The organism is Azoarcus sp. DN11 (assembly GCF_003628555.1).
GTDB lineage: Bacteria > Pseudomonadota > Gammaproteobacteria > Burkholderiales > Rhodocyclaceae > Aromatoleum.
This window is the reverse complement of the sequence record NZ_CP021731.1, coordinates 4,004,498-4,026,646: the sequence shown is the minus strand read 5'-3', so window position 1 is coordinate 4,026,646 and position 22,149 is coordinate 4,004,498. Positions and strand designations below refer to the sequence as shown.

Annotated in this window: 20 protein-coding genes, 2 pseudogenes and 2 riboswitches; of the genes and pseudogenes, 12 read left to right on the top strand and 10 right to left on the bottom strand. The window is 67.3% G+C overall.

The genetic code is table 11. The features are described from left to right. Nucleotides 1-126: 126 nt before the first annotated feature. The gene (locus CDA09_RS18615) at nt 127-1,032 is read left to right on the top strand and encodes a LysR family transcriptional regulator (protein ID WP_121430011.1); all 906 of its coding nucleotides are present in this window, start codon (nt 127-129) and stop codon (nt 1,030-1,032) included. A 17-nt stretch (nt 1,033-1,049) separates the two neighbouring features. Here CDA09_RS18615 and CDA09_RS18610 read toward each other — a convergent pair whose 3' ends face one another. The 4 genes and pseudogenes from CDA09_RS18610 to CDA09_RS23840 form a co-directional block, all read right to left on the bottom strand. After that, nucleotides 1,050-1,307, bottom strand: a complete 258-nt coding sequence (locus CDA09_RS18610) for a DUF2442 domain-containing protein (protein WP_121430010.1) — start codon at nt 1,305-1,307, stop codon at nt 1,050-1,052. After that, nucleotides 1,279-1,518: a DUF4160 domain-containing protein gene (locus CDA09_RS18605; RefSeq protein WP_121430009.1), complete on the bottom strand. Its 240-nt coding sequence runs from the start codon at nt 1,516-1,518 to the stop codon at nt 1,279-1,281. Before CDA09_RS18605 ends, CDA09_RS18610 begins: the two co-directional genes overlap by 29 nt. A gap of 105 nt (nt 1,519-1,623) precedes the next feature. Beyond that, nucleotides 1,624-1,761 (bottom strand): helix-turn-helix domain-containing protein, encoded by a 138-nt coding sequence (locus tag CDA09_RS23710; protein ID WP_286164495.1) that lies wholly within the window; start codon nt 1,759-1,761, stop codon nt 1,624-1,626. A 176-nt stretch (nt 1,762-1,937) separates the two neighbouring features. After that, nucleotides 1,938-3,668: pseudogene (locus CDA09_RS23840) on the bottom strand (sigma-54-dependent Fis family transcriptional regulator); the annotation flags it as partial. Nucleotides 3,669-4,093: 425 nt separating this feature from the next. Between CDA09_RS23840 and CDA09_RS18595 the strand changes: the two are divergent. The 6 genes from CDA09_RS18595 to CDA09_RS18570 all read left to right on the top strand — a co-directional run bounded on the left by CDA09_RS18595 (nt 4,094) and on the right by CDA09_RS18570 (nt 9,430). Beyond that, entirely contained in the window at nt 4,094-5,068 is a 975-nt protein-coding gene (locus CDA09_RS18595) for a thiamine pyrophosphate-dependent dehydrogenase E1 component subunit alpha (protein ID WP_121430008.1), read from the top strand. A gap of 32 nt (nt 5,069-5,100) precedes the next feature. After that, the gene (locus CDA09_RS18590; protein ID WP_121430007.1) at nt 5,101-6,111 is read left to right on the top strand and encodes an alpha-ketoacid dehydrogenase subunit beta; all 1,011 of its coding nucleotides are present in this window, start codon (nt 5,101-5,103) and stop codon (nt 6,109-6,111) included. Continuing rightward, the gene (locus tag CDA09_RS18585) at nt 6,111-7,226 is read left to right on the top strand and encodes an acetoin dehydrogenase dihydrolipoyllysine-residue acetyltransferase subunit (RefSeq protein ID WP_121430006.1); all 1,116 of its coding nucleotides are present in this window, start codon (nt 6,111-6,113) and stop codon (nt 7,224-7,226) included. The genes CDA09_RS18590 and CDA09_RS18585 overlap by 1 nt, the downstream gene beginning before the upstream one ends. Before the next feature lie 71 nt (nt 7,227-7,297). Continuing rightward, nucleotides 7,298-8,272: a lipoyl synthase gene (gene lipA / locus CDA09_RS18580; protein WP_121430005.1), complete on the top strand. Its 975-nt coding sequence runs from the start codon at nt 7,298-7,300 to the stop codon at nt 8,270-8,272. Next, on the top strand, nt 8,269-8,472 hold the full coding sequence (thiS, locus tag CDA09_RS18575; protein WP_121430004.1) for a sulfur carrier protein ThiS: 204 nt from the start codon (nt 8,269-8,271) through the stop codon (nt 8,470-8,472). The genes lipA and thiS overlap by 4 nt, the downstream gene beginning before the upstream one ends. Before the next feature lie 157 nt (nt 8,473-8,629). Then, entirely contained in the window at nt 8,630-9,430 is an 801-nt protein-coding gene (locus tag CDA09_RS18570) for a thiazole synthase (RefSeq protein ID WP_121430003.1), read from the top strand. Between the two features lie 71 nt (nt 9,431-9,501). Here the strand turns inward: CDA09_RS18570 and CDA09_RS23410 are convergent, their stop codons facing one another. The 3 genes and pseudogenes from CDA09_RS23410 to CDA09_RS23770 form a co-directional block, all read right to left on the bottom strand. Next, nucleotides 9,502-9,642: a hypothetical protein gene (locus CDA09_RS23410; RefSeq protein ID WP_164844441.1), complete on the bottom strand. Its 141-nt coding sequence runs from the start codon at nt 9,640-9,642 to the stop codon at nt 9,502-9,504. A gap of 133 nt (nt 9,643-9,775) precedes the next feature. Beyond that, a complete protein-coding gene (locus CDA09_RS23700; RefSeq protein WP_286164236.1) occupies nt 9,776-10,393 on the bottom strand; it encodes a c-type cytochrome in 618 nt (205 codons plus the stop codon). A gap of 46 nt (nt 10,394-10,439) precedes the next feature. Next, a pseudogene (locus CDA09_RS23770) lies at nt 10,440-10,496 on the bottom strand (hypothetical protein); the annotation flags it as partial. A gap of 448 nt (nt 10,497-10,944) precedes the next feature. Here CDA09_RS23770 and CDA09_RS18560 point away from each other — a divergent pair. After that, on the top strand, nt 10,945-11,418 hold the full coding sequence (locus tag CDA09_RS18560; RefSeq protein WP_121430002.1) for a metallophosphoesterase family protein: 474 nt from the start codon (nt 10,945-10,947) through the stop codon (nt 11,416-11,418). Between the two features lie 62 nt (nt 11,419-11,480). Here the strand turns inward: CDA09_RS18560 and thiC are convergent, their stop codons facing one another. The 3 genes from thiC to CDA09_RS18545 form a co-directional block, all read right to left on the bottom strand. Further along, nucleotides 11,481-13,397, bottom strand: a complete 1,917-nt coding sequence (gene thiC, locus CDA09_RS18555) for a phosphomethylpyrimidine synthase ThiC (RefSeq protein ID WP_121430001.1) — start codon at nt 13,395-13,397, stop codon at nt 11,481-11,483. Nucleotides 13,398-13,501: 104 nt separating this feature from the next. Further along, nucleotides 13,502-14,338 (bottom strand): bifunctional hydroxymethylpyrimidine kinase/phosphomethylpyrimidine kinase, encoded by an 837-nt coding sequence (gene thiD / locus CDA09_RS18550; RefSeq protein ID WP_121430931.1) that lies wholly within the window; start codon nt 14,336-14,338, stop codon nt 13,502-13,504. Between the two features lie 69 nt (nt 14,339-14,407). Then, a riboswitch (TPP riboswitch) is annotated at nt 14,408-14,511 on the bottom strand. A 110-nt stretch (nt 14,512-14,621) separates the two neighbouring features. After that, complete coding sequence (locus CDA09_RS18545) at nt 14,622-15,200, bottom strand: TMEM165/GDT1 family protein (RefSeq protein ID WP_121430000.1); 579 nt, start codon at nt 15,198-15,200, stop codon at nt 14,622-14,624. Nucleotide 15,201: 1 nt separating this feature from the next. Then, nucleotides 15,202-15,383, bottom strand: a riboswitch (yybP-ykoY riboswitch). 162 nt (nt 15,384-15,545) lie between these two features. Between CDA09_RS18545 and CDA09_RS18540 the strand changes: the two genes are divergently transcribed. From CDA09_RS18540 to CDA09_RS18525, 4 genes are all read left to right on the top strand, one after another. Further along, nucleotides 15,546-16,904 (top strand): carbonic anhydrase, encoded by a 1,359-nt coding sequence (locus CDA09_RS18540; protein ID WP_121430930.1) that lies wholly within the window; start codon nt 15,546-15,548, stop codon nt 16,902-16,904. Between the two features lie 242 nt (nt 16,905-17,146). Further along, a complete protein-coding gene (locus CDA09_RS18535; protein WP_121429999.1) occupies nt 17,147-17,794 on the top strand; it encodes a TetR/AcrR family transcriptional regulator in 648 nt (215 codons plus the stop codon). Continuing rightward, nucleotides 17,791-18,879: an efflux RND transporter periplasmic adaptor subunit gene (locus CDA09_RS18530; RefSeq protein WP_121429998.1), complete on the top strand. Its 1,089-nt coding sequence runs from the start codon at nt 17,791-17,793 to the stop codon at nt 18,877-18,879. Before CDA09_RS18535 ends, CDA09_RS18530 begins: the two co-directional genes overlap by 4 nt. Next, nucleotides 18,876-22,097 (top strand): efflux RND transporter permease subunit, encoded by a 3,222-nt coding sequence (locus CDA09_RS18525; protein ID WP_121429997.1) that lies wholly within the window; start codon nt 18,876-18,878, stop codon nt 22,095-22,097. Before CDA09_RS18530 ends, CDA09_RS18525 begins: the two co-directional genes overlap by 4 nt. Nucleotides 22,098-22,149 lie beyond the last annotated feature (52 nt).

Below are 22,149 nucleotides of genomic sequence, written 5' to 3'. Positions count from 1 at the left end.
CACTGCGCGTGCCACTCGTGCGAGCGCTCGGGATCGGGGGGCTTGTGCAAGGATTATCGGCGTCGGTTTTTTCCCGCCAAAGCAAGGGCTTGCACACGGTTTGTGCATCCATGCACAATGTCCCGCATGGACTCACTACCTGACTGGAACGACCTCCGTGTCTTTCTTGCGGTCGCACGCCAAGGCACGATTTCCCTCGCAGGCGAGCGGCTGGGCATCGAACACTCCACGGTGTCGCGCCGCATCGACCGGCTGGAGGCCGACCTGGGCGTGGTCCTGTTCGATCGCCGACGCACCGGGTATTCGCTGACCGACGCTGGCCAGGCGCTCATCCCGCATGCGGAAAGAATGGAAAGCGCTCTGCTCGAGGCCGTCGAGGAGAGCGCGGGCCTGGGGGTGAGGGTGAAGGGGACGGTGCGCGTGGGGAGTCCGGAGGGCGTTGGCATTCACCTGATCGCACCCGGCCTGACGAAACTGCGGCGCGAGCACCCCGAGCTCCAGGTCCAGCTAATCCCTCAGCCTCAGTATCCGAGCCTCGTCGCACGCGAAGTCGATATCCTGATCACTCTGGATCCACCCGAGGTGGGGCGCTACAAGGTGGCGAGGCTGACCGAGGTCGACTATTCCATCTACTGCTCACCCGGCTACCGCGACTCCCATCCGCCCATCCACCAGTTGAGCGATCTCGCCGAGCACAGCTTCGTGGACTACATCCACGACGGGTCGCTGAGCGGCTTCTTCCGGGTGCTGGAAGAGCTCACGCCCCATCCCAACAGGAGCTTCACCTCCACCAGCGTGCTGGCCCAGCGCGAGGCCGCGGCGGCAGGAATGGGACTCGTGGCCTTGTCGCCCTTCGTCGCCGACCTGTCCGACGATCTGGTCTGCGTGTTTCCCGGACAGTCACTCGTGACGCGGACGCTGTGGATCACGGCGCCCGAAGACCTGCTGCGGCTCAAGCGTACCCGCGTCGTGTGGGACTTCATCCGCGAGATGATCGAAGCGCGGCCGGAGTTGTTCCGCCGCGCCGGGTGACCTAGTCCATATTGCGTTCAGTCCGCTGGTTTCGAGACTAGAGGAAAGGCGTCAGGGCGGCGGATCGACTCGAGCGAGAGATCGATATCCAGGTCCGGCCAGTAGAGATGGTCAGGTGACGGCCATTCGACGTGGGTGAGTTGCTCTATCGTGGCGCGTCTGAACCAGGGAAACAGTTCGAACGGAAGAAGAAGTTCTTCATCGGCGAGCAACAGCCAGAAACCATGTTTCGACACATGGGTAACTTCAGGCGCCGAAATGACGTTGCCAGGCATCTGCAATCTCCCCAAGGTGGGCTTCAATGATCGATTGGGCTTCGCGAAGCTGCCGCTGGTTCAGGCCGACAGACGTAGCCAAGTGAACTTCGGGCGTCAGCCAATACTTTGCCTCACCGTCAGGATGAGACACATGGACATGGATGCGCGGTTCCTCTCGAGAGAAGAAAAAGAGACGGAACTGACCTTCGCGCAGAACGGTGGGTGCCATGTTTGTACTTTACACCGCGTTCTGCGCATGCCGCCTCACTATCGAAGCAACGCAAGCAGGCGTGCCCTGGGCTTATCGTTCATGCGGATCCTCAGGGGTACCTCGTCACGCATCGAACTCCCTTCGGTTCGGACTGACGATCTGCAGCCGCGCCATCTTGCGGTAGAAGGTCGCACGGGACATGCCGAGTTCGCGTGCGGTGACGGTGACTTGCCAGTGATGACGGCGCAGCGCCGCGAGCATCTGGGCGCGTAGTTCGGCGTCGGCGTTCGATAAGGGGCGGCGGGGCGCGTCGCTGTGCGAGGGAAGGCGTAGCGGGGGGCGTCGTCGAAGGCGTCGCTGCGTGACGCGGCCGCGTGCGCGCAGACCCGAGCGCGGAACAGGTCCGGAGGCAGATGTTCGAGCTCGACGGTGTCGCCGTCGGCGATCGCGCACGCGTAACGCATCGCGTGGCGCAGCTGGCGGATGTTGCCGGGCCAGTCGTGGCGGGCCAGTGCGTCGAGTGTCGAGGGGGCGAGGCGCAGGGTCGGCCGGTCCATCGCGGCGGCTTCCTCGCGCATCACCTTGCCGATCACGCTGCGGATGTCCTCGCGTTCGCGTAGCGGCGGCAGCAGGAAGACGGCGCCGTTGAGGCGGTAGTAGAGGTCCTCGCGGAAGCGGCCTTGCTGGACGAGATCGGGCAGGTCCTGGTGGGTCGCGCAGACGACGTGCAGGCGCACCGGTAGCGGCGTTTCGGCGCCGAGCGGGAGCACTTCGCCTTCGGCGAGCACGCGCAGCAGGCGGCTTTGCAGTTGCAGCGGCATGTCGCCGATCTCGTCGAGGAAGAGGGTGCCGCCGTCCGATTGCAGGATCTTGCCGCGCACGCCCTTGCTGCGTGCGCCGGTGAAGGCGCCGTCGCGGTAGCCGAAGAGTTCGCTTTCGATCAGTGTCTCGGGGATCGCCGCGCAGTTGAGCGCGACGAAGGGTTTGTCGCGGCGCTCGCTGTAGTCGTGGATCGCGCGGGCGAAGGCTTCCTTGCCGGTGCCGGTCTCGCCGAGCAGCATCACGGGGATGTCGCGGTTGGCGACTTTCAGTGCGCGTTCGACGTTGCCGCGCAGGCGGGCGTCGTCGAGCGCGAGATGCGAGAAGCCGGGAATTTGCGTGCAGGCGCTGTCGTCGGCCGCAGCGTCATCGACTACGGTGGGTAGCGCGAGGCCGCTGCGGCTGCGTGGCGCAGGCGCGCGCAGGATCGCGAAGAGGCGTTCGCCGTTGGTCGTCAGGCGCAGCGGGAAGGCTTGTCCCGGCTGTCCGTGGGCGGCGGCGAGGATCTCGTTCGTCGTGCATTCGAAGAGGTCGTGGATGAAGACGGGCGGCGGGCTGCCGTCGCCGTCGAACAGTTCGAGCCGCGCGCGGCGGTTGCCGCCGACGATGCGGCCGCTGTCGTCGAAGGCGACGAGGTAGTCGGTCTGCACGCTGAGGTATTCGGCGAGCCGTCCGAGCTGCAGCACCCAGTAGGGGCGCAGGGTGTACCAGGCGAAGGCGTTCTCGATCTGCTGCGCGCGGTCGAGCACGAGGCGATACACGAGGAGCTGGCTCTCGCGCTGCGCCGGCGCGTGCAGCGCGGTCGCGTCGAGCACGGCGACGGGGCGGTCGTCGGGGCCGAAGATCGGCACCGAGCTGCAGCTGAAGGCGATGTTGTGCGAGCGGAAGTGTTCGTCGCGATGGACGAGCATCGGCTGGCCGTCGATCAGCGCCGTGCCGACGCCGCAGGTGCCTTCGGCCGCCTCGGACCAGCAGGTGCCGACGCGGAAGCCCTCGGCCTTGAATTCGCGGTCGAGCTCGGGGACGGTGCGGAAGTCGACGGTGACGCCGTCGGCGTCGGTGAGCAGCACGCAGTAGTTCACGGGCCGCAGCTGCGCGTGCAGGCGGTCCATGCCTTCGCGTGCGATGCGCATGAAGGCGTCGATGCGGTCGCGGTGCTCGCGCAATTCCTGGGCGGTGACGACGCGCGGCGTGGTTGCGAGCGCCGGGTCGACCTGGTGGGTGCTGAGCGATCGTCGCCACGAGCGCGCGAGTCGCTCGAAACTACTGTCCAGCCCCAACGGCAGTCCGCGTTCGACGACGTCGATCACGCGTCCCACGTGCTGGACGATCTCCTGAGGTCTCCTCATTGCCTTCCTCTCGTCTCCAGCATCCCGCGCCGGGTGTATTGGATAGAAGTGCTTTTTCCTTTGCTTTCAGCGTATTCCCGGCCCGAGGCGAAATCAATGCGGACAGGTGTCTCACTCGGCTGAGACAGCTGTCTGCGGAATCGCGGGCCGGGTGTCTCAGCGGGCGGGGTGGAGAGCGTCCGAAATCGCGGTTTCGGGCCTTTCCTTGAGGGGCGTGCGCAGCGGCTCGTCTGAGTTTTTTTCAGGTTTTTCAGTTGGTTGTGCGGTTTGTCGAACGGCAGGTGAGGCCTTTCGCCGCGCTGCTGGCACGCGCCGTGCGGAAGGCAGCTCAGGTCCGCGGCATGCGGCGGCTGCCTCCGGGGGCGGTCGGTAGCCGGCGCAGGCGCTGCGGGACTCGAAACCTTTCAACCAAGTGAGGAGCAATGATGAGCGAGACACTGAACCGCGAGAGCCTGCTCAAGGCTTACCGGATCATGCGCACGATCCGCGAGTTCGAGGAGCGCGTGCATACCGACTTCGCCACCGGCGAGATTCCCGGCTTCGTGCATCTGTATGCCGGCGAGGAAGCGTCCGCGACTGGCGTGTGCATGCACCTGACGGGCGCCGACTATATCGCCAGCACCCACCGCGGCCACGGCCATTGCATCGCGAAGGGCGTGGATCCGGTCGGGATGATGGCGGAGATATGGGGCAAGGCCACCGGCACCTGCAAGGGCAAGGGCGGCTCGATGCACATCGCGGACCTGTCGGTCGGGATGCTCGGCGCGAACGGCATCGTCGGCGGCGGCGGCCCGCTGATCTGCGGTACCGCGCTGGCGGCGAAGCTGCGCGGCACGAAGGACGTTGGCGTGTGCTTCTTCGGCGATGGCGCATCCAACCAGGGGACGATCTTCGAGGCGATGAACCTCGCCGCGGTGTGGAATCTGCCGGCGATCTTCATCGCCGAGAACAACGGCTACGCCGAGGCGACCTCGTCGAAGTACTCCGTGCCCTGCGAGAACATCGCCGACCGCGCGCCGGCCTTCGGCATGCCGGGCGTGATCGTCGACGGCTTCGACTTCTTTGCCATGCATCAGGCGGCAGGCGAGGCGATCAAGCGCGCCCGTGAAGGCGGCGGACCGACGCTGCTGGAAGTGAAGCTCTCCCGCTACTACGGCCACTTCGAGGGCGACCAGCAGACCTACCGCGCGTCGGGTGAGGTGCAGAAGCTGCGCGAAACCAAGGACTGCCTGCTGCAGTTCCGCCGCCGCGTGACGGCCGACGGCGAGATCACGAACGAGCAGCTCGACGCGATCGACCGCGAGGTGAAGTCGATGATCGACGACTCGGTGGTACGCGCGAAGGCCGATCCCAAGCCCGCGCCGGCCGAGCTCCTGACCGACGTCTACGTCTCGTACTAAGCGCCCTCGAAGAATTCCAAGGAGACATTCAAATGGCAAGAAGGAGCACCTACCAGCAGGCCATCAACGAGGCGCTGGACCAGGAAATGGGGCGCGACCCGCGCGTCATCATCATGGGCGAGGACAACGCCGGCGGCGCCGGTGCGCCCGGCGAGGAGGACGCATGGGGCGGCGTGCTCGGCGTCACCAAGGGACTCTTCCACAAGTACCCGGGGCGCGTGCTCGATACACCGATCTCGGAATCCGGCTACGTCGGCGCGGCGGTCGGTGCCGCGTGCAACGGACTGCGCCCGGTCGCGGAGCTGATGTTCGTCGACTTCATCGGCGTGTGCTTCGACCAGATCTACAACCAGGCGGCTAAATTCCGCTACATGTTCGGCGGCAAGGCCGAGACGCCGGTCGTGATCCGCGCGATGTACGGCGCGGGTTTCCGCGCGGCGGCGCAGCACTCGCAGTGCCTGTACAACATGTTCACGCACATCCCCGGGCTGAAGGTCGTCGTGCCGTCGAACCCCTACGATGCGAAGGGCCTGCTGATCCAGTCGATCCGCGACAACGACCCGGTGATCTTCCTCGAGCACAAGGTGTTGTACACGATGGAAGGCGACGTGCCGGAGGAGAGCTACACCGTGCCTTTCGGCGAGGCGAACGTCGCGCGCGAAGGGGATGACGTGACGATCGTCGCGCTCGGGCGGATGGTGAATCAGGCGCTGACTGCCGCCGCGGCGCTGCAGAAGAAAGGCATCCACTGCGAAGTGATCGACCCGCGCACGACGTCGCCGCTCGACGAGGACACGATCCTCGAAAGCGTCGAGAAGACCGGGCGCCTCGTGATCGTCGATGAATCGACGCCCCGCTGCAGCATGGCCTCCGACATCGCCGGCATCGTCGCGCAGAAGGCCTTCGGCGCACTGAAGGCGCCGATCGAGCAGGTCACCGCGCCGCACGTGCCCGTGCCCTTCAGCGACGCGCTGGAAGATCTTTACGTTCCGAGTCCGGCCCGCATCGAAGCGGCCGTCACCCGAGTCAAGGAGTACCGCTGATGCCCACGATTCACAAGCTCACCATGCCGAAGTGGGGCCTCTCGATGCAGGAGGGGAAGGTCAACGGCTGGTTGAAGGAGGTCGGCGACGCGATCGCCGTGGGCGAGGAGATCGTCGAGGTCGAGAGCGAGAAGATCGCGGGCGCGGTCGAGGCCTCGGTCGCAGGCGTGCTGCGCCGGCAGATCGCGTCGGCCGAGGACGTGCTGCCGGTGGGCGGGCTGCTCGGCATCGTCGCGGACGCCGAGGTGCCGGATGCGGAGATCGACGCGGCGGTCGCGGACTTTCTCGCGAACTTCACGCCGGATAGCGGGGAAGACGAGGATGCCGGGCCGAAGCCCGAGAAGATCGAAGTCGGTGGTCGCAGGCTGCGTTATCTGAAACGGGGGGAGGGTGGCGAGCCGATGATCCTCATCCACGGCTTCGGCGGCGACCTCAACAACTGGCTCTTCAACCACGAAGCGTTGGCGGCCGATCGGGCAGTGTATGCGCTCGACCTGCCGGGCCACGGCGAATCGGCGAAGGACGTTGGCGACGGCTCGCTTGCGACGCTCGCCACCGCCGTGACCGGCTTCATGGACGTGGAGGGGATCGAGTCCGCGCACTTCGTCGGCCATTCGATGGGCGGCGCAGTGTCGCTCGCCGTCGCGCAGGCGGCGCCCGCGCGCGTGAAATCGCTGACGCTGATCGCGAGTGCGGCGCTCGGTGACGAGATCAACGGCGCCTACATCGACGGCTTCGTCGCGGCCGCGGACCGCCGCGCATTGAAACCCGTGCTGACCCAGCTCTTCTCGGACGCGGGCCTCGTAACGCGCCAGCTCATCGACGACATGCTGAAGTACAAGCGCCTCGAAGGCGTCGACGTGGCGCTGCGCACGATCTCCGGGACGCTCTTCGAGCATGGGCGCCAGGCGACGGTGCTGGCGTCGGTTGCATCGGATCTTGGCAAGCCGGTGCTGGTGATCTGGGGTGAGAACGACCAGATCATCCCGGTGGCCCACGCGCATGCCGCGGGCAAGCGGGCACTCGTCGAAGTGCTGGCGGGGCAGGGCCACATGGTGCAGATGGAAGCAGCGAACGAGGTCAATCGCCTCATCACACGCTTCCTCGACGCGTAAGCCGGCGGTCAGGTACGGGCAAGGACCGGGGGCACATCGAGCACCCGGTCCACGCTCCAGGAGAAATCCGTATGCAATCCACCATTCCCGGAACGGGCGCACGCGGCGCTGCGAAGCTCGCGCGCATCCCGGTCCGCATCGATCCAGCGGTCGCCTCCGCGCCGCGCCCCGGCTGGCTGCGCGCGCGCGATCCAGGCACGCCCGAAGTGCTGCGGCTGCAGGCCGTGCTGCGCGAGCATCGCCTGTACACCGTGTGCGAAGAGGCCGCCTGCCCGAATATCGGCGAATGCTTCGGCAATGGCACGGCCACCTTCATGATCCTCGGTAGCATCTGCACACGCCGCTGTCCCTACTGCGACGTTGCCCACGGCCGGCCGCTCGCGCCGGACGCGGACGAGCCGCACGAGCTCGCCGCGGTCGTCGCCGCGATGCGGCTCCGCTACGTCGTGATCACCTCGGTCGATCGTGATGACCTGCGCGACGGCGGCGCCGGCCATTTCGCCGACTGCATCGCGGCGGTGCGTGCGGCGGTTCCCGGCATCCGCATCGAAGTGCTGACGCCGGACTTCCGCGGCCGCGAAGCCGTCGCGCTCGACCGCCTCGCCGCGTCACCGCCGGACGTCTTCAACCACAACATCGAGACCTTGCCACGCCTCTATCGCGCCGCGCGGCCCGGTGGCGACTACGCCGGCTCGCTCGCGCTGATCCAGACCGTCAAGCGCCGCCTGCCGCAAGTGCCCACAAAATCCGGACTGATGCTGGGCTTGGGCGAGACCGACGACGAAGTCCTCTCGACGCTGCGCGACTTGCGCGCGCACGACTGCGACATCGTCACGCTCGGCCAGTACCTGCGCCCGTCGAGCGCGCACCTGCCGGTCGACCGCTACGTGTCCCCCGAAGCTTTCGCGAGCCTGCGTGAGGCCGCGCTCGACATGGGGTTCGCCGAAGTCGCCGCGGGGCCGCTGGTGCGCTCGTCCTACCGCGCCGATGCCGTGGCCCATGCTGCGACCCGTGGCGCAATAGCGGCTGAGGGCACTGCCGCATGACCGGAATCGTCGTGAATGGCCGCGCGATGCCGATCCCGGGCGGCGGCTGCGTCATCGACCTCGTCGAAGCGCTCGGCCACACCGGCAAGCGTATCGCCGTCGAACTCAACGGCGACATCGTGCCGCGCGGCCGCTACCGCGAAGTCGCGCTCAACGCGGGCGACCGCATCGAAATCGTCATCGCAGTCGGGGGAGGCTGAAGGATGCACGCAAGGGAAATGCACACACTGTCCGCGGGCGACGACCCGCTCGTGGTCGGCGGGCGCACCTATCGCTCGCGCCTCTTGGTCGGCACCGGAAAGTACCGCGACTTCGCGCACACCAGTCGGGGGAGGCTGAAGGATGCACGCAAGGGAAATGCACACACTGTCCGCGGGCGACGACCCGCTCGTGGTCGGCGGGCGCACCTATCGCTCGCGCCTCTTGGTCGGCACCGGAAAGTACCGCGACTTCGCGCACACCCGCGCCGCGCTCGACGCCAGCGGCGCCGAGATCGTCACGGTCGCCATCCGCCGCACCAACATCGGCCAACAGCCGGGCGAACCGAATCTTCTCGACGTGCTGCCGCCGGACCGCTTCACGATCCTGCCGAACACCGCGGGCTGCTACACGGCCGAGGACGCCATCCGCACGCTCCGCCTCGCACGAGAACTCCTCGACGGCCACGACCTCGTGAAGCTCGAAGTCCTCGGCGACCGCGATACGCTCTACCCGAACATGCCTGAGACGTTGCGCGCCGCCGAGTGCCTCGTGAAGGATGGCTTCCGCGTGATGGTGTATTGCGCCGATGATCCCGTGCAGGCGCGCATCCTCGAAGATTTCGGCTGCGTCGCGATCATGCCGCTAGCGTCCTTGATCGGCTCCGGCATGGGCATCCTCAATCCATGGAACCTCGGCCTCATCATCGATCGCGCCAAAGTGCCGGTGATCGTCGATGCCGGCGTCGGCACCGCGTCGGATGCGGCGATTGCGATGGAGCTGGGCTGTGACGGCGTGCTGATGAACACCGCGATCGCAGCCGCCGGAGACCCCGTCAGGATGGCCGACGCGATGGGCAAGGCGGTCGTTGCGGGGCGCGAGGCCTTCCTCGCCGGGCGAATGCCGCGCAAGTTCTACAGCGCGTCTCCGAGTTCGCCAATGAGCGGGTTGATAGGGTAGAAAAGACACGGGTCGCTGAAGCGGCCCCAAGGGTGAAACAGGAGACTTCAGGGCCCCTTGCGGGGCCCCGGTCAGTAGCCACCTCCGCCGCCTCCACCGCCGCCGCTGCGCGGCATGCTGGTAGAGGCCGAGCCGCTGGTGCCGCCGGTGGTCGCACATCCCGCGCTGAGCGCGAGGAGCGCAGAAATGGCCGCGATCAACAGTTTGCGCATGATGCTGTCCTCCTTGGGGATGGATTCTTGTTCAGGCGCTCCCGTTTCAGGATCAGGGATGCGGAAACGGGGCATGAATTGGATCTGCAGCGGGGGGTGAAGTTCGACCCGCTGCAGACGCCGGCGCAGGCCTTCAGCGTGTTGCTGCGGCGTCCCGGGCGGCTTTCTTCGCCTCGGCACGCTGCTTCGCCAGATCCATCAGCGGCGGGTAGGGACCGTAGCGGTGCTGGTCGGCGGAGGCGCCATCGACGTAGGGCGGGAAGGCGGCATCGACGGGCTTGTTCCAGCGTGCTGGGAAGTCGGACTCGAGACCGGACATGATCGGGCGCGGCTTCGACAGTACGTAGCCGGTGACGTCGAAGGCTTCGTCGTCGGTGAGGACCGGCGCCTGATGAGTCGTGCCCTGCGGCATGTTGTGCTTGATGAAGGCGGCGGCGGTCAGCATGCGGTTCATGCCGGCGCCGTTGTTGAACGTGTCGTTGCCCCACAGCGGCGGGAAGGTGTAGCCCTCGGCGTCGCCCGCCTTGCCGCGGCGCTGGCCCTGTCCGTCCACGCCGTGGCAGACGGCGCAGGTCCTGGCATACACGGCTTCTCCGGCGACGAGGTCGGCGCGCCGGTCCGGTACCTTGATCGGCTTCGCGCCCGCGCCTTCGAGCTTCGCACCGACCGGGAGGCCGCGCGACACGTAGTGGATATAGCTCGCGAAGGCCTTCATCTCGCGCGAGTCGAGGGGCAGCGGCTTGCCGTTCATGCATGCGCTCCATGCAGCCGTTCACGCGTTCCTCGACCGAACTGACCGTATCTTCCCGTGCCCGATACTGCGGGAAGGTCGCGGCGACGCCCACCCAGGGCATCGCGTAGGGCTTGGTCGCGTCGTTCTGGTGGCAGGACGTGCAGGCGAGGTTGTTGCCGGCAAGGCGCATCTTGCGATCCTGCACTTCCGGCCCGATGACCGCGAAAGTGCGGGTCGTGAGTTCGTGGCCGTAGCGCACGAGATCGCCATAGGCGTCGTTCGGCAGCTTGTCGAGCGCGGGGGGCGGACGGTCGATCAGGCTGACTTTCTGGGCTTCCTGGGCAAATGCCGGCGCTGCAGCCAGCAGTAGTCCGAGGCCCGCCGTGGTGATACGTGCTTTCATGATGCTTCCTCTCTGTCGGTAAATTATTAACTGCTTATATAACTCTATTTACTCGACCTGCCGAATGCAACAGTGCCAACTTCAGGAATGCCCGGTTTGGGCTCGGGGGTTACCATGCTGGACGGAATCATCTCCATCCGACCTGAGCCTGTATCCGGGAGTCCCCATGTACCGCATCGGCCTGATCTCCGACACGCATGGCCTGCTGCGCCCCGAGGCGCGGGAGGCCCTCGCCGGTAGCGACCGCATCATCCACGCCGGGGATATCGGTGCGCCGGCGATCCTCGACACCCTCGCGCGGATCGCCCCGCTCACGGTCGTGCGCGGCAACAACGATCGCGGCGACTGGGCCTGCGGATTGCGCGAAACGGAGACTTTGCGTGTCGGGGACGTGGCGATCCACGTGATCCACGATCTCGCGGATCTCGCGCTCGATCCCGCCGTGGCGGGAGTCCGCGTCGTGGTTTCCGGCCATTCGCACAAACCGCGCGTGGAGGGCCGGGACGGTGTGCTTTACGTGAATCCGGGCAGCGCGGGCCCGCGCCGGTTCACCTTGCCGGTTGCGGTCGCCGAACTGGTTATCGAAGGGGATGAGGTGTCCGCGCGCATCGTCGGGCTGCCGATTCCCACGACTCGCTGAGGGAGCAAAAAAACGGGCCGCACCGGGCGGCCCGTCATCGGCGATGGTGTCGACGTGCGGCGTCAGATCTTGCTATACACCTCGGCGCCGGCCTTCACGAACTCGACCGACTTCACTTCCATCCCCTTCGCCAGCGCGTCCTCTTCCTTGAGGCCTTCCTTCGCCGCGAAGTCGCGCACGTCCTGCGTGATCTTCATCGAGCAGAAGTGCGGGCCGCACATCGAGCAGAAGTGCGCGACCTTGGCGGATTCTTTCGGCAGCGTCTCGTCGTGGAAGCTTTTCGCCTTGTCCGGGTCGAGACCGAGGTTGAACTGGTCCTCCCAGCGGAACTCGAAGCGCGCTTTCGACAAGGCGTTGTCGCGGATCTGCGCGCCGGGGTGGCCCTTCGCCAGGTCGGCAGCGTGCGCGGCGAGCTTGTAGGTGATGATGCCTTCCTTGACGTCGTTCTTGTCCGGCAGGCCCAGGTGCTCCTTCGGCGTCACGTAGCAGAGCATCGCCGTGCCGTACCAGCCGATCTGCGCCGCGCCGATGCCGCTCGTGATGTGGTCGTAGCCGGGGGCGATGTCGGTCGTCAGCGGTCCGAGGGTGTAGAAGGGCGCTTCCTTGCAGTGCTCGAGCTGGAGATCCATGTTCTCCTTGATGAGGTGCATCGGCACGTGGCCCGGACCTTCGATGATGGTCTGCACGTCGTGCTTCCACGCGATGTCGGTGAGCTCGCCGAGGGTCTTCAGCTCGCCCAGCTGCGCGTCGTCGTTCGCGTCGTAGATCGAGCCGGGACGCAGGCCGTCGCCGAGCGAGAAGGCCACGTCGTAGGCCTTCATGATTTCGCAGATGTCTTCGAAGTGCGTGTAGAGGAAGCTTTCCTTGTGGTGCGCGAGACACCACTTGGCCATGATCGAGCCGCCGCGCGAGACGATGCCCGTCATGCGGTTCGCCGTCATCGGCACGTAGCGCAGTAGCACGCCGGCGTGGATCGTGAAGTAGTCGACGCCCTGTTCGGCCTGTTCGATCAGCGTGTCGCGGAAGATCTCCCAGGTGAGTTCCTCGGCCTTGCCGTTCACCTTTTCGAGCGCCTGGTAGATCGGCACCGTGCCGATCGGCACCGGGCTGTTGCGGATGATCCACTCGCGCGTCTCGTGGATGTTCTTGCCGGTCGACAGATCCATCACCGTGTCGCCGCCCCAGCGGATCGACCAGGTCATCTTGTCGACTTCCTCCGAGATCGACGAGCCGAGCGCCGAGTTGCCGATGTTGGCATTGATCTTCACGAGGAAGTTGCGGCCGATGATCATCGGCTCGCTTTCCGGGTGGTTGATGTTGTTCGGGATGATCGCGCGGCCGCGCGCGACTTCGGCGCGCACGAACTCGGGCGTGATCTCCTCGGGGATAGCCGCGCCGTAGGACTGGCCCGGATGCTGGCGGGTCAGCAGCTTCGCCATCTTCTCGCCGGTCGGGCCGGCGGCGCGCAGCGTCTCGATGTAGGCACGGCGGTTCATGTTCTCGCGGATCGCGACGTATTCCATCTCGGGCGTGATGATGCCCTTGCGTGCGTAGTGCATCTGCGAGACGTTCGCGCCGGCCTTGGCGCGGCGCGGATGGCGATGCAGGTCGGGGAAGCGCAGTTCGTCGAGCGATTGGTCAGCGGCGCGCATGCGGCCGAATTCGGAGGAAAGGTCGCCGAGCACCTCGGTGTCGCCGCGCTCCTCGATCCACTGCTGGCGCAGCGCGGGCAGGCCGGAGCGGATGTCGATCTTCGCGCTCGGGTCGGTGTAGAGGCCGGACGTGTCATAGACGAAGATCGGCGGGTTCTTCTCGCCGCCGAACGCAGTCGGGGTGTCGGCCTGCGAGATCTCGCGCATCGGCACCTGGATGTCGGGGCGCGAGCCTTCGACATAGACCTTGCGCGAGTTCGGCAGCGGCGCGATCGCGGCCTCGTCGACGTGCGCCTTCGCGGCGATGAATTTTTCGGTGGCGTTCATGGTGCTGTCTCCTGGGGATTCGCTTGACGGCTTATGTGTTTCGGCAGATCAAGGGCCGCACGGCGCGGCGGGGGGCGGTTTCGGGTTGCGTCGGGTTCGGCGTTTCAGCCGCGCCACAGCGCGTGGAAGTGGTGGACCGGGCCGTGGCCACTGCCCACCGACAGCGCGCCAGAGGCGGCGATCGCGCGCAGCAGGTAGTCGCGCGCGTCACGTACGGCGGCTTCGACCGGGCGGAAGCCGCCGGCACGCTGCGGCAGCAGCGCGGCGATCGCCGAGGCGAGCGTGCAGCCGGTGCCGTGGGTGTTCTTCGTTTCGATGCGCGGCGAGGGCAGCTCGATCATTCGGTCGCCGTCGAAGAGCAGATCGACGACTTCGCTGCCGGGCAGATGGCCGCCTTTCAGCAGCACCCAGCGCTCGGAGGACAGCGGCAGCATCTCGCGCAGGCGCTCGGCGGCGCGATACATCTCCTTGACGGTCTCGGGCGGACGCTGTTCGAGCAGCACGCCGGCTTCCGGCAGGTTCGGCGTCAGCAGGAAGGTGCGCGGCAGCAGCGCCTCGATCAGCATCGCGACGGCGTTGCGGGCGAGGAGGTGATCGCCGCTCTTCGCGACCATCACCGGGTCGCACACGACGTTCGGCGCATCGAAATGCGCGAGCCGGTCCGCCACCGTCGCGACGATGTCTGCGCTGCCCAGCATGCCGAGCTTCACCGCGTGAATCTTGACGTCGGCAAACAGGGTGTCGATCTGCAGGCGCAGGAAATCGGTCGGCGGTGCATGCACGCCGGTGACAGCCTGGGTGTTCTGCGCGGTGAGCGCCGCGACGACGCCACAGCCGTAGGCGCCGAGCGCCGAGAAGGCCTTGAGGTCGGCGAGGAGTCCCGCGCCACCGCTAGGGTCGACGCCGGCGATGGAGACGACGTTCGGGATCGCGTGGCTCATCGGCGCACCAGATGCTTGCTGCGGGCGGACGCGCGACTCGAAGCGGGGAAGGACGAAGCGGACTTGCGGGTGTTCATGAATGCGTTTCCCTACGCCGGCGTGACCCGGATCAGGTTCAAAGGGACTGTCTCAGCCCGCACATCCGATACATGCGGGCACCCCTAACGGAACTTTGAACGTTACCGGAGCCGGTCCGTGCAGGCAAGCGCTTTTCCGCCCGGGGAGGCCGCCGTCCTGCAGTTGTCCGCGCCGGGCTGGACGACTGCAGGACGGCGGCAGTGCCTCAACGCATTCCGACGCCGATCAGCGCTGCAACGCCGAGTACGCCGAAGATCGAAGCGGCGATGCCGTGCACGAGCTTCACCGGAATGCGCTGGGCGATGCCGTTGCCGAGAAACACCGCCGGCACGTTCGCGATCATCATGCCCAGCGTGGTGCCGGTGACGACTGCGGCGAACGCGTCGTATTGCGCAGCCAGCGCGACGGTCGCGATCTGCGTCTTGTCGCCCATCTCGGCGAGGAAGAAGGCGACGATCGTCGTGGCGAGCACGCCGAACTTGGGCGCGGTGATCTCGTCTTCGTCGAGCCTGTCCGGAATCATCATCCACACCGCCATCGCGATGAAGGACAGCCCCAGCACCCAGCGCAGGATGTCCGGGCCGAGCAAGGTGGTGATCCAGGTGCCGACCGCGCCGGCGAAAGCGTGATTGGCGATGGTGGCGATGAAGATGCCGGCGATGATCGGCCACGGGCGGCGAAAGCGTGCCGCGAGCATGAAGGCGAGCAATTGCGTCTTGTCGCCGATTTCAGCGAGCGCGACGATGCCGGTGGAGACCGCGAGGGGTTCGAGAGGGAAGTTCATCAGGTTCTCCGGGCCGGCGCATGACCGATGACCGCACGCCTCCCCGGCCCGAAACTAACGGAGAGCATGCGGCCAAAAGTCTCGCCAGGTCCGAGGACTGGCCACGCCATGCCCGGACGGGCAAGTTTGTTGACGTGGTCCCTCCGAGGGAATCGGAGGCGGCTACTCCCTAATGACGGCGCGGATTGTAACTGCGCGGACGAGGCGAGGGAAGGGGGGCGGCAGGCGCGACGGAAAAAAGCGCGCTAAAGATTCGCCGGCCGCTGCCGAAGATTTCCTCGTGGAGGATCCGGCTTCGCCGCAGGATCCGGTCCTCGTCGCCCCTTGTTTTTCGCCACATCCGCCATGACTGTTCGTCCTCCCATCCTTTGCGCACTGCTCGCGATCCTGCTGCTGCCGGCGGGGGCGGCGTGCGCGGAGCCGGCCTGGGACGTGGTCGTGCGCGACCGCGAGCGGATCGTCGAGATCGACCGGTCGAGCGTGATCCAGTCCGACGGCGGCGAGAAGGTCGCGTGGGGCCGCATCGTGCTTTCGCCCGAACGTGCCGCGATCGAAGGGTTTGCGTCGGTGAAGGCGCTGAACCGTTACGACTGCTATAACCGCAGCTTCTTCACGCTGAAGCGCGTGTATATGGACGACCGCCACGTCGTGCTGCGGGAAGAGAGCGGGCTGGACGAGCGCCCGGTGCTGGCGGCGCGCAACAGCGTCGATGAGCGCCTCTGGCAGGAAGTGTGCAAGCCGCCGTCGGCGAGCGATCTGAAGAAGGTTGCGCGCGCCGTCACGGCGATCGCCGAGGCCGCGACGGTCGACGCGGACGCTGCGCCGTTGGTCCCTTTGCCCCGGTCCGCCGCGGCGCCCGTCGATGTCCCGACCCGGGAGCGCGTGCGCATCGCGCGTCAGGCGAGGGACAAGGCGCCGGGGAGTGCTGCCAAGCCGACCGTGTCGCGCAACGCGGCGCCCGCGACCACGACGCAGGCTGCGCTTGCGCACGCGTCCGTGCGGCCAGCGATCGAAACGGGCTTGCCGCGCCCGGACTGGAGCTACGAAGGCGAGCGCGGCCCCGACAAGTGGGGCTCGCTGCGTCCGGAATGGGCGACCTGCGCCCAGGGCAAGCGGCAGTCGCCGATCGATCCGCGCAACGGCATCGTGGTCGATCTCGAGGCCCCGCGCTTCGACTACCGCGAAACGAGCTTCCGCATCGCCGACACCGGCCGCACGCTGCGCGTGCATGTCGAGCCGGGCATGGGCGTCGTGCTGCGCGGCCGGCGCTACGAGCTGGAGTTCTTCGAATTCCACCGCCCCGCGGACGAGCGCATCGGCGGGCCGGCGTCCGACCTGGTCGTGCATTTCCATCACCGCGACGCGGCTGGGAACATCGCCATCGTTGCCGTATCGCTCGAAAGCGGCGATCGCGCGCATCCGCTGATCCAGACGCTGTGGAACAACCTGCCGCTGGAGCGCGGTTCCGACTACACGCCGCCGGTGAGGATCGACCCCGCAAGCCTCCTCCCCGCGACCGCGGGACACTACCTGTTCATGGGCTCGCTCGACGAGCCGCCCTGCACCGAAGGCGTGCTGTGGGCCGTGATGAAGGAGCCGCTCCAGCTTTCGTCCGACCAGCTCGCGATCTTCACCCGCCTTTACGCCCGCAACGGTCGCCCGATCCAGCCGAACAACGGCCGACTGGTCCTCGAGTCGCGCTGATCCGGATTCTCCCGCCGTTGCCTCCCTCACAAGCGTCTGAACTTGAATTTCGCGATTCGAGCAAGTAAATTACTAACCAGTCAGTTAGTATTAACCCGGTAACCCGATACCGTTGTCGGGCTGAGCTTGACGAAGGGCTCGGGGCGAACGGGGGCATTGAATTGCCGTGTAAATGACTGGGTACGTGCCAATGGATTCCTCCTGCACGTGCCGCCCAGTGCATCATCCGATGGATCGAACCGATGACCGAGACGCAGCAGGCACGCCGCCGACGCCGCAAGGAAGCCCGACCGCAGGAGCTCACCGCCGCCGCCCTTTCCCTGTTTGTCGAGAAGGGCTTCGCGGCCACGCGCCTCGACGACATCGCCGAGCGCGCGGGCGTTTCCAAGGGCACCCTGTACCTGTATTTCGACAGCAAGGACGCGCTGTTCAAGGCCGTGATCCAGGAAGGGGTCGTCCCCGCGCTGCACGCCGGCGAAGCGTTGCTTGAGCAGCACGACGATCCGCTCGAACTGCTGCGCGCGATCCTGTCTGGCTGGTGGGAGCGCATCGGCAGCACCGAGCTGGGCGGCATTCCCAAGCTGATGATGTCGGAAGCGGGCAATTTCCCGGACGTTGCGGCCTATTACCAGCGTGAAGTGATCCAGCGCGGCACGGCGCTGCTGCGTGCCGCCGTGTCGCGCGGCATCGCGCGTGGCGTGTTTCGCGCAGTCGATCTCGATGCGATCAGCAGCGTGCTGATCGCGCCCCTCGTCTATCGCGCGATGTGGCGTCACTCCTTCGGCCCCCGCTGCGGTGAGGAAGCCGACGCCGGGCTATACCTGAAGACCTACTTCGACCTGATCCTGAACGGCCTGATGGCCCCGGTTGCCGCTGGAGACGCGCAATGAAGACGAAACTGGCGGGCATCCTGCTCGCTGCCCTCCTCGCGGGATGCTCGGGGCCTCCGTCTGCCGAGAAGCCGCTGCGCGCGGTTCTGGTCCGCAGCGTCGCGGGCGGCAGTGGCCCGGAGCTGCGCGTCTATACCGGGGAGGTGCGTGCGCGCCACGAGGCGGACATCGGGTTCCGCATCGGCGGCAAGCTCATCGAGCGCAACGTCGATGTCGGCGCGATCGTGCGGCCCGGGACGGTGCTCGCGCGCCTCGACCCGCAGGACGTCAAGCTCGCCGAGCAGGCGGCTGCGGCCCAGGTGTCGGCGGCGGAGGCCGACGTCGCGCTCGCCCGCGTCGAGTTCGAGCGCGTGCAGAACCTGCATGCGCGCAACTTCGTCAGCGCCTCGGCGCTGGACGGCCGGCGCACGACCCTGCAGGCGGCCGAGGCGCGGCTGCGCCAGGCCCGCGCGCAACGCGCCACGGCCGGCAACCAGGCAGCCTACGCCGCGCTGACCGTCGCGCACGAAGGCGTGGTCACGGCCGCACCCGCCGAGGTCGGGCAGGTCGTCGCTGCCGGCCAGCCCGTGCTGCGCGTTGCCCGCCCCGAACAGCGCGAAGTGCTGATCCACGTGCCGGAAAGCCGCGTCGCCGAGTTGCGCGCCGGTGTTCCGGCCGCGGTGCGCGCCTGGGCGAATCCCGCCCGTATGTACGCCGCCACCGTGCGCGAGATCGCCCCCGCGGCCGACGCCGCGACGCGCTCCTACGCCGTGCGCGTCGCCGTCGCGGATGCCGACGACGCGCTGCCGCTCGGCGCCACCGCGAACGTCGCCTTCACCGCCGCCGCCGCAGGGCAGGCCGTGCTGCCGCTGACGGCGGTGACCCGCGTCGACGGTCGTGCGACCGTCTGGACCGTCGATGGCGCCTCGCGCCTCGTCCCCGTCGAGGTGCAGACGGGCGAATTCCGCGAGGACGGCGTCGTCGTGCTCGGCGGGCTGCCCGCCGATGCGCGCGTCGTGCTGACCGGCGTGCATCGCCTCGTCGCAGGTGAAAGCGTGCGTGCGGTCGACGAGACCGCCGCGGTCGCGCTGGATGCCGGCAAATGACGACCCCGCGCGACTTCGACGAAGGGCGCTTCAACATCTCCGCCTGGGGCCTGCGGCACCAGCCGCTGGTGCTCTACCTGATGGCCGTGCTCGCCCTCGTCGGCATGTTCTCCTATACGCGCCTCGGTCAGTCGGAAGATCCGCCCTTCACCTTCAAGGTGATGGTGATTCGCACCGAATGGCCCGGCGCCGCGGCGGAGGAAGTCGCCCGCCAGGTCACCGACAAGATCGAGAAGAAGCTGCAGGAAGTCGCGCAGGTCGACGTGCTGCGCAGCTTCTCGCGCCCCGGCGAGTCGATGGTGTTCTTCGTCGCCAAGGACTCGACGCCGGCGCGCGAGATCCCCGGCGTGTGGTACCAGGTGCGCAAGAAGATCGGCGACATCAGCCAAACGCTGCCGCAGGGCGTGCGCGGCCCGAACTTCAACGACGAGTTCGGCGATACCTACGGCAACGTGTTCGCGCTGGTCGGCGAAGGCATGGACTACGCCGCCCTCAAGCGTTACGCGGAGGCGATCCGCGGCGAGCTGCTGCGCGTGCCCGACGTCGCCAAGGTGAGCTTCTTCGGCGAGCAGCCGGAGCGCGTGTACATCGAACTCTCGAACGCCAAGCTCGCCACCTTCGGCCTCTCGGTGCGCGACATCACGGGCGCGCTCGCCACCCAGAACGCGACCACCGGCGCGGGGTTCTTCGACACCCGCGATGAGCGCGTGTGGCTGCGCCCGAGCGGCGCCTTCGAGAGCCTCGACGCGATCCGCGACACCGTGATCCGCGCACAGGGCAGAAGCTTCCGCCTCGGCGACGTGGCCGAGGTGCGCCGCGGCTTCGCCGACCCGCCCGGCGAGCGCATGCGCTTCAAGGGCGAGGACGCGCTCGGGATCGGCGTGTCGATGCGCGCCGGCGGCGACATCATCGCACTGGGCCACCACCTCGACGAAGCCATGTCGCGCATCGATGCGCAACTGCCCGTCGGCGTGCGCCTCGAACGCGTCGCCGACCAGCCGCGCGCCGTGTCGCGCTCGGTCGGCGAGTTCGTCCGCGTGCTCGCCGAGGCGGTCGTCATCGTCATGGCGGTGAGCCTGCTGTCGCTCGGCCTGCGCACCGGCGTCGTCGTGCTCGTGATCATCCCGGTGGTGCTCGCGATCACCTTCCTCTTCATGCACCTCTTCGACATCGGCCTGCACAAGATCTCGCTCGGCGCCCTGATCCTCGCGCTGGGCCTGCTCGTCGACGACGCCATCATCGCCGTCGAGATGATGGCGACCAGGATGGAGCAGGGCTGGGAACGCGCGAAGGCCGCGAGCGCCGCCTACGTCTCGACCGCGATGCCGATGCTCTCCGGCACGCTGGTCACCGCCGCGGGTTTCCTGCCGATCGCGACGGCCGCATCGGCGACCGGCGAATACACGCGCTCGATCTTCCAGGTCACGGTGATCGCGCTCCTCGTGTCGTGGATCGCCGCGGTGCTCTTCGTCCCGTGGCTGGGCTACCACATCCTGCCCGACTTCCATGCGCAGCGCGGCAAACCGCCGGTGCTCGCGCGCCTGCTCGGGCGGCTGTCGCCGCGGCTCGGTGCGCGCTTGGCCGAACGCGACGCCCATGCGCACGAGCTGCACGACGAATACGCGATCTACCACACGCCCTTCTACACGCGCTTTCGCGCCGTCGTGGATGCCTGCGTCGCGCACCGCTGGCTCGTCATTGCGCTCACCATCCTCGCGTTCGCCGCCTCGCTGGTCGTGTTCGCCCGCTTCGTCCCGCAGCAGTTCTTCCCCGAATCGACCCGCCCCGAGCTGCTCGTCGACCTGCGCCTGCCCGAAGGCGCGTCCCATGAGGCCACCGAGCGCGCCGTCAAGCGTCTGGAAACCTTCCTCGGCGCGCAGCCGGGCATCGAGAACTACGTCGCGTGGCTTGGCGGCGGCAGCCCGCGCTTCTACCTGCCGCTCGACCAGCAACTGCCGCAAACGAGCTTCGCCCAATTCGTGATCCTCACCGAAGGCCCGGAAGCGCGCGAAGCCCTGCGGACGAAGCTCATCGAGCTCTTCGACCAGGCGCCGGCGGAACTCATCGGCGTCGTCAATCGCCTCGAGAACGGCCCGCCGGTTGGCTTTCCGGTGCAGTACCGCGTCAGCGGGCAGGATCTCGACGAACTGCGGCGCATCGCCCACGACGTCGCCGCGAGGATGCGCGCCCATCCGCAGCTCTCCAACGTCCATCTCGACTGGGAAGAGCCTTCGAAGCGCGTGCGCCTCAAGGTCGACCAGGACAAGGCGCGCCTGCTGGGCCTGTCGACGCAGGACATCGCCGCCTTTCTCAACACCTCCGTGCAGGGCTTCGCCGTCACCCAACTCCGCGAAGGCACCGAAACCATCGACGTGATGCTGCGCGGCGCCCAGTCCGAGCGCGTGCACCTGGGGCTGCTCTCCGACCTCGCCATCCCCGTCGGCAACGGACGCAGCGTCTCGCTCGCCCAGGTCGCCACGGCCGAATACGGCTTCGAGCAAGGCGTGATCTGGCGCCGCAACCGCATCCCGACCGTCACCGTGCGCGCCAACCTCTACGGCCCCGTGCAGCCCGCGGTCGTCGTTGCCGACCTCGCGCCGCAGATCGCCGGAATCCAGTCCGCGCTGCCGCTCGGCTACCGCATCGAGGCCGGCGGCTCGGTCGAGGAGAGTGCCAAGGGCGGCAAGTCCGTCGCCGCGGGCATGCCGCTCTTCCTCATTGCCGTGCTCACCGTGCTGATGCTGCAACTGCAGAGCTTCTCGCTCGTCGCGATGGTGATCCTCACCGCGCCCCTCGGCATGATCGGCGTCACCACCTTCCTGCTCGCGTTCAACAAGCCCTTCGGCTTCGTCGCGATGCTCGGCACGATCGCGCTCTCCGGCATGATCATGCGCAACTCGGTGATCCTCGTCGACCAGATCCGGCAGGATCGAGAGCACGGCCGCAGCGCGTGGGACGCCATTGTCGAATCGACCGTGCGTCGCTTCCGTCCCATCATGCTCACCGCCGCCGCCGCGATCCTCGCGATGATCCCGCTGTCGCGCAGCGCCTTCTTCGGCCCGATGGCGGTCGCGATCATGGGCGGCCTCACGGTCGCGACCGTCCTCACGATGATCTTCCTGCCCGCGCTGTACGCGGCGTGGTACCGCGTGCGGCGCGAACCCGAAGCCATGCCGAGCGGGCAAGCGGCAACGCCCGCGGTGCAGCAAGTGCGCTAAAATGCAAAAGTTTACATTTCGCACGCTAAATTAGAGTGTGCTAATATTTGCG

Bases quoted from the DNA above. Each gene is read 5' to 3' on its own strand.
- thiS (WP_121430004.1), top strand. From the start codon at position 8,269: ATGACCGGAATCGTCGTGAATGGCCGCGCGATGCCGATCCCGGGCGGC.
- CDA09_RS18610 (WP_121430010.1), bottom strand. From the start codon at position 1,307: ATGCCTGGCAACGTCATTTCGGCGCCTGAAGTTACCCATGTGTCGAAA.
- CDA09_RS18535 (WP_121429999.1), top strand. From the start codon at position 17,147: ATGACCGAGACGCAGCAGGCACGCCGCCGACGCCGCAAGGAAGCCCGA.
- thiD (WP_121430931.1), bottom strand. From the start codon at position 14,338: ATGAGCCACGCGATCCCGAACGTCGTCTCCATCGCCGGCGTCGACCCT.
- CDA09_RS23700 (WP_286164236.1), bottom strand. From the start codon at position 10,393: ATGAACGGCAAGCCGCTGCCCCTCGACTCGCGCGAGATGAAGGCCTTC.
- thiC (WP_121430001.1), bottom strand. From the start codon at position 13,397: ATGAACGCCACCGAAAAATTCATCGCCGCGAAGGCGCACGTCGACGAG.
- CDA09_RS18585 (WP_121430006.1), top strand. From the start codon at position 6,111: ATGCCCACGATTCACAAGCTCACCATGCCGAAGTGGGGCCTCTCGATG.
- CDA09_RS18545 (WP_121430000.1), bottom strand. From the start codon at position 15,200: ATGAACTTCCCTCTCGAACCCCTCGCGGTCTCCACCGGCATCGTCGCG.
- CDA09_RS18560 (WP_121430002.1), top strand. From the start codon at position 10,945: ATGTACCGCATCGGCCTGATCTCCGACACGCATGGCCTGCTGCGCCCC.
- CDA09_RS18530 (WP_121429998.1), top strand. From the start codon at position 17,791: ATGAAGACGAAACTGGCGGGCATCCTGCTCGCTGCCCTCCTCGCGGGA.
- CDA09_RS18570 (WP_121430003.1), top strand. From the start codon at position 8,630: ATGCACACACTGTCCGCGGGCGACGACCCGCTCGTGGTCGGCGGGCGC.
- CDA09_RS18525 (WP_121429997.1), top strand. From the start codon at position 18,876: ATGACGACCCCGCGCGACTTCGACGAAGGGCGCTTCAACATCTCCGCC.
- CDA09_RS18615 (WP_121430011.1), top strand. From the start codon at position 127: ATGGACTCACTACCTGACTGGAACGACCTCCGTGTCTTTCTTGCGGTC.
- CDA09_RS23710 (WP_286164495.1), bottom strand. From the start codon at position 1,761: ATGCTCGCGGCGCTGCGCCGTCATCACTGGCAAGTCACCGTCACCGCA.
- CDA09_RS18590 (WP_121430007.1), top strand. From the start codon at position 5,101: ATGGCAAGAAGGAGCACCTACCAGCAGGCCATCAACGAGGCGCTGGAC.
- CDA09_RS18605 (WP_121430009.1), bottom strand. From the start codon at position 1,518: ATGGCACCCACCGTTCTGCGCGAAGGTCAGTTCCGTCTCTTTTTCTTC.
- lipA (WP_121430005.1), top strand. From the start codon at position 7,298: ATGCAATCCACCATTCCCGGAACGGGCGCACGCGGCGCTGCGAAGCTC.
- CDA09_RS18540 (WP_121430930.1), top strand. From the start codon at position 15,546: ATGACTGTTCGTCCTCCCATCCTTTGCGCACTGCTCGCGATCCTGCTG.
- CDA09_RS18595 (WP_121430008.1), top strand. From the start codon at position 4,094: ATGAGCGAGACACTGAACCGCGAGAGCCTGCTCAAGGCTTACCGGATC.
- CDA09_RS23410 (WP_164844441.1), bottom strand. From the start codon at position 9,642: ATGCGCAAACTGTTGATCGCGGCCATTTCTGCGCTCCTCGCGCTCAGC.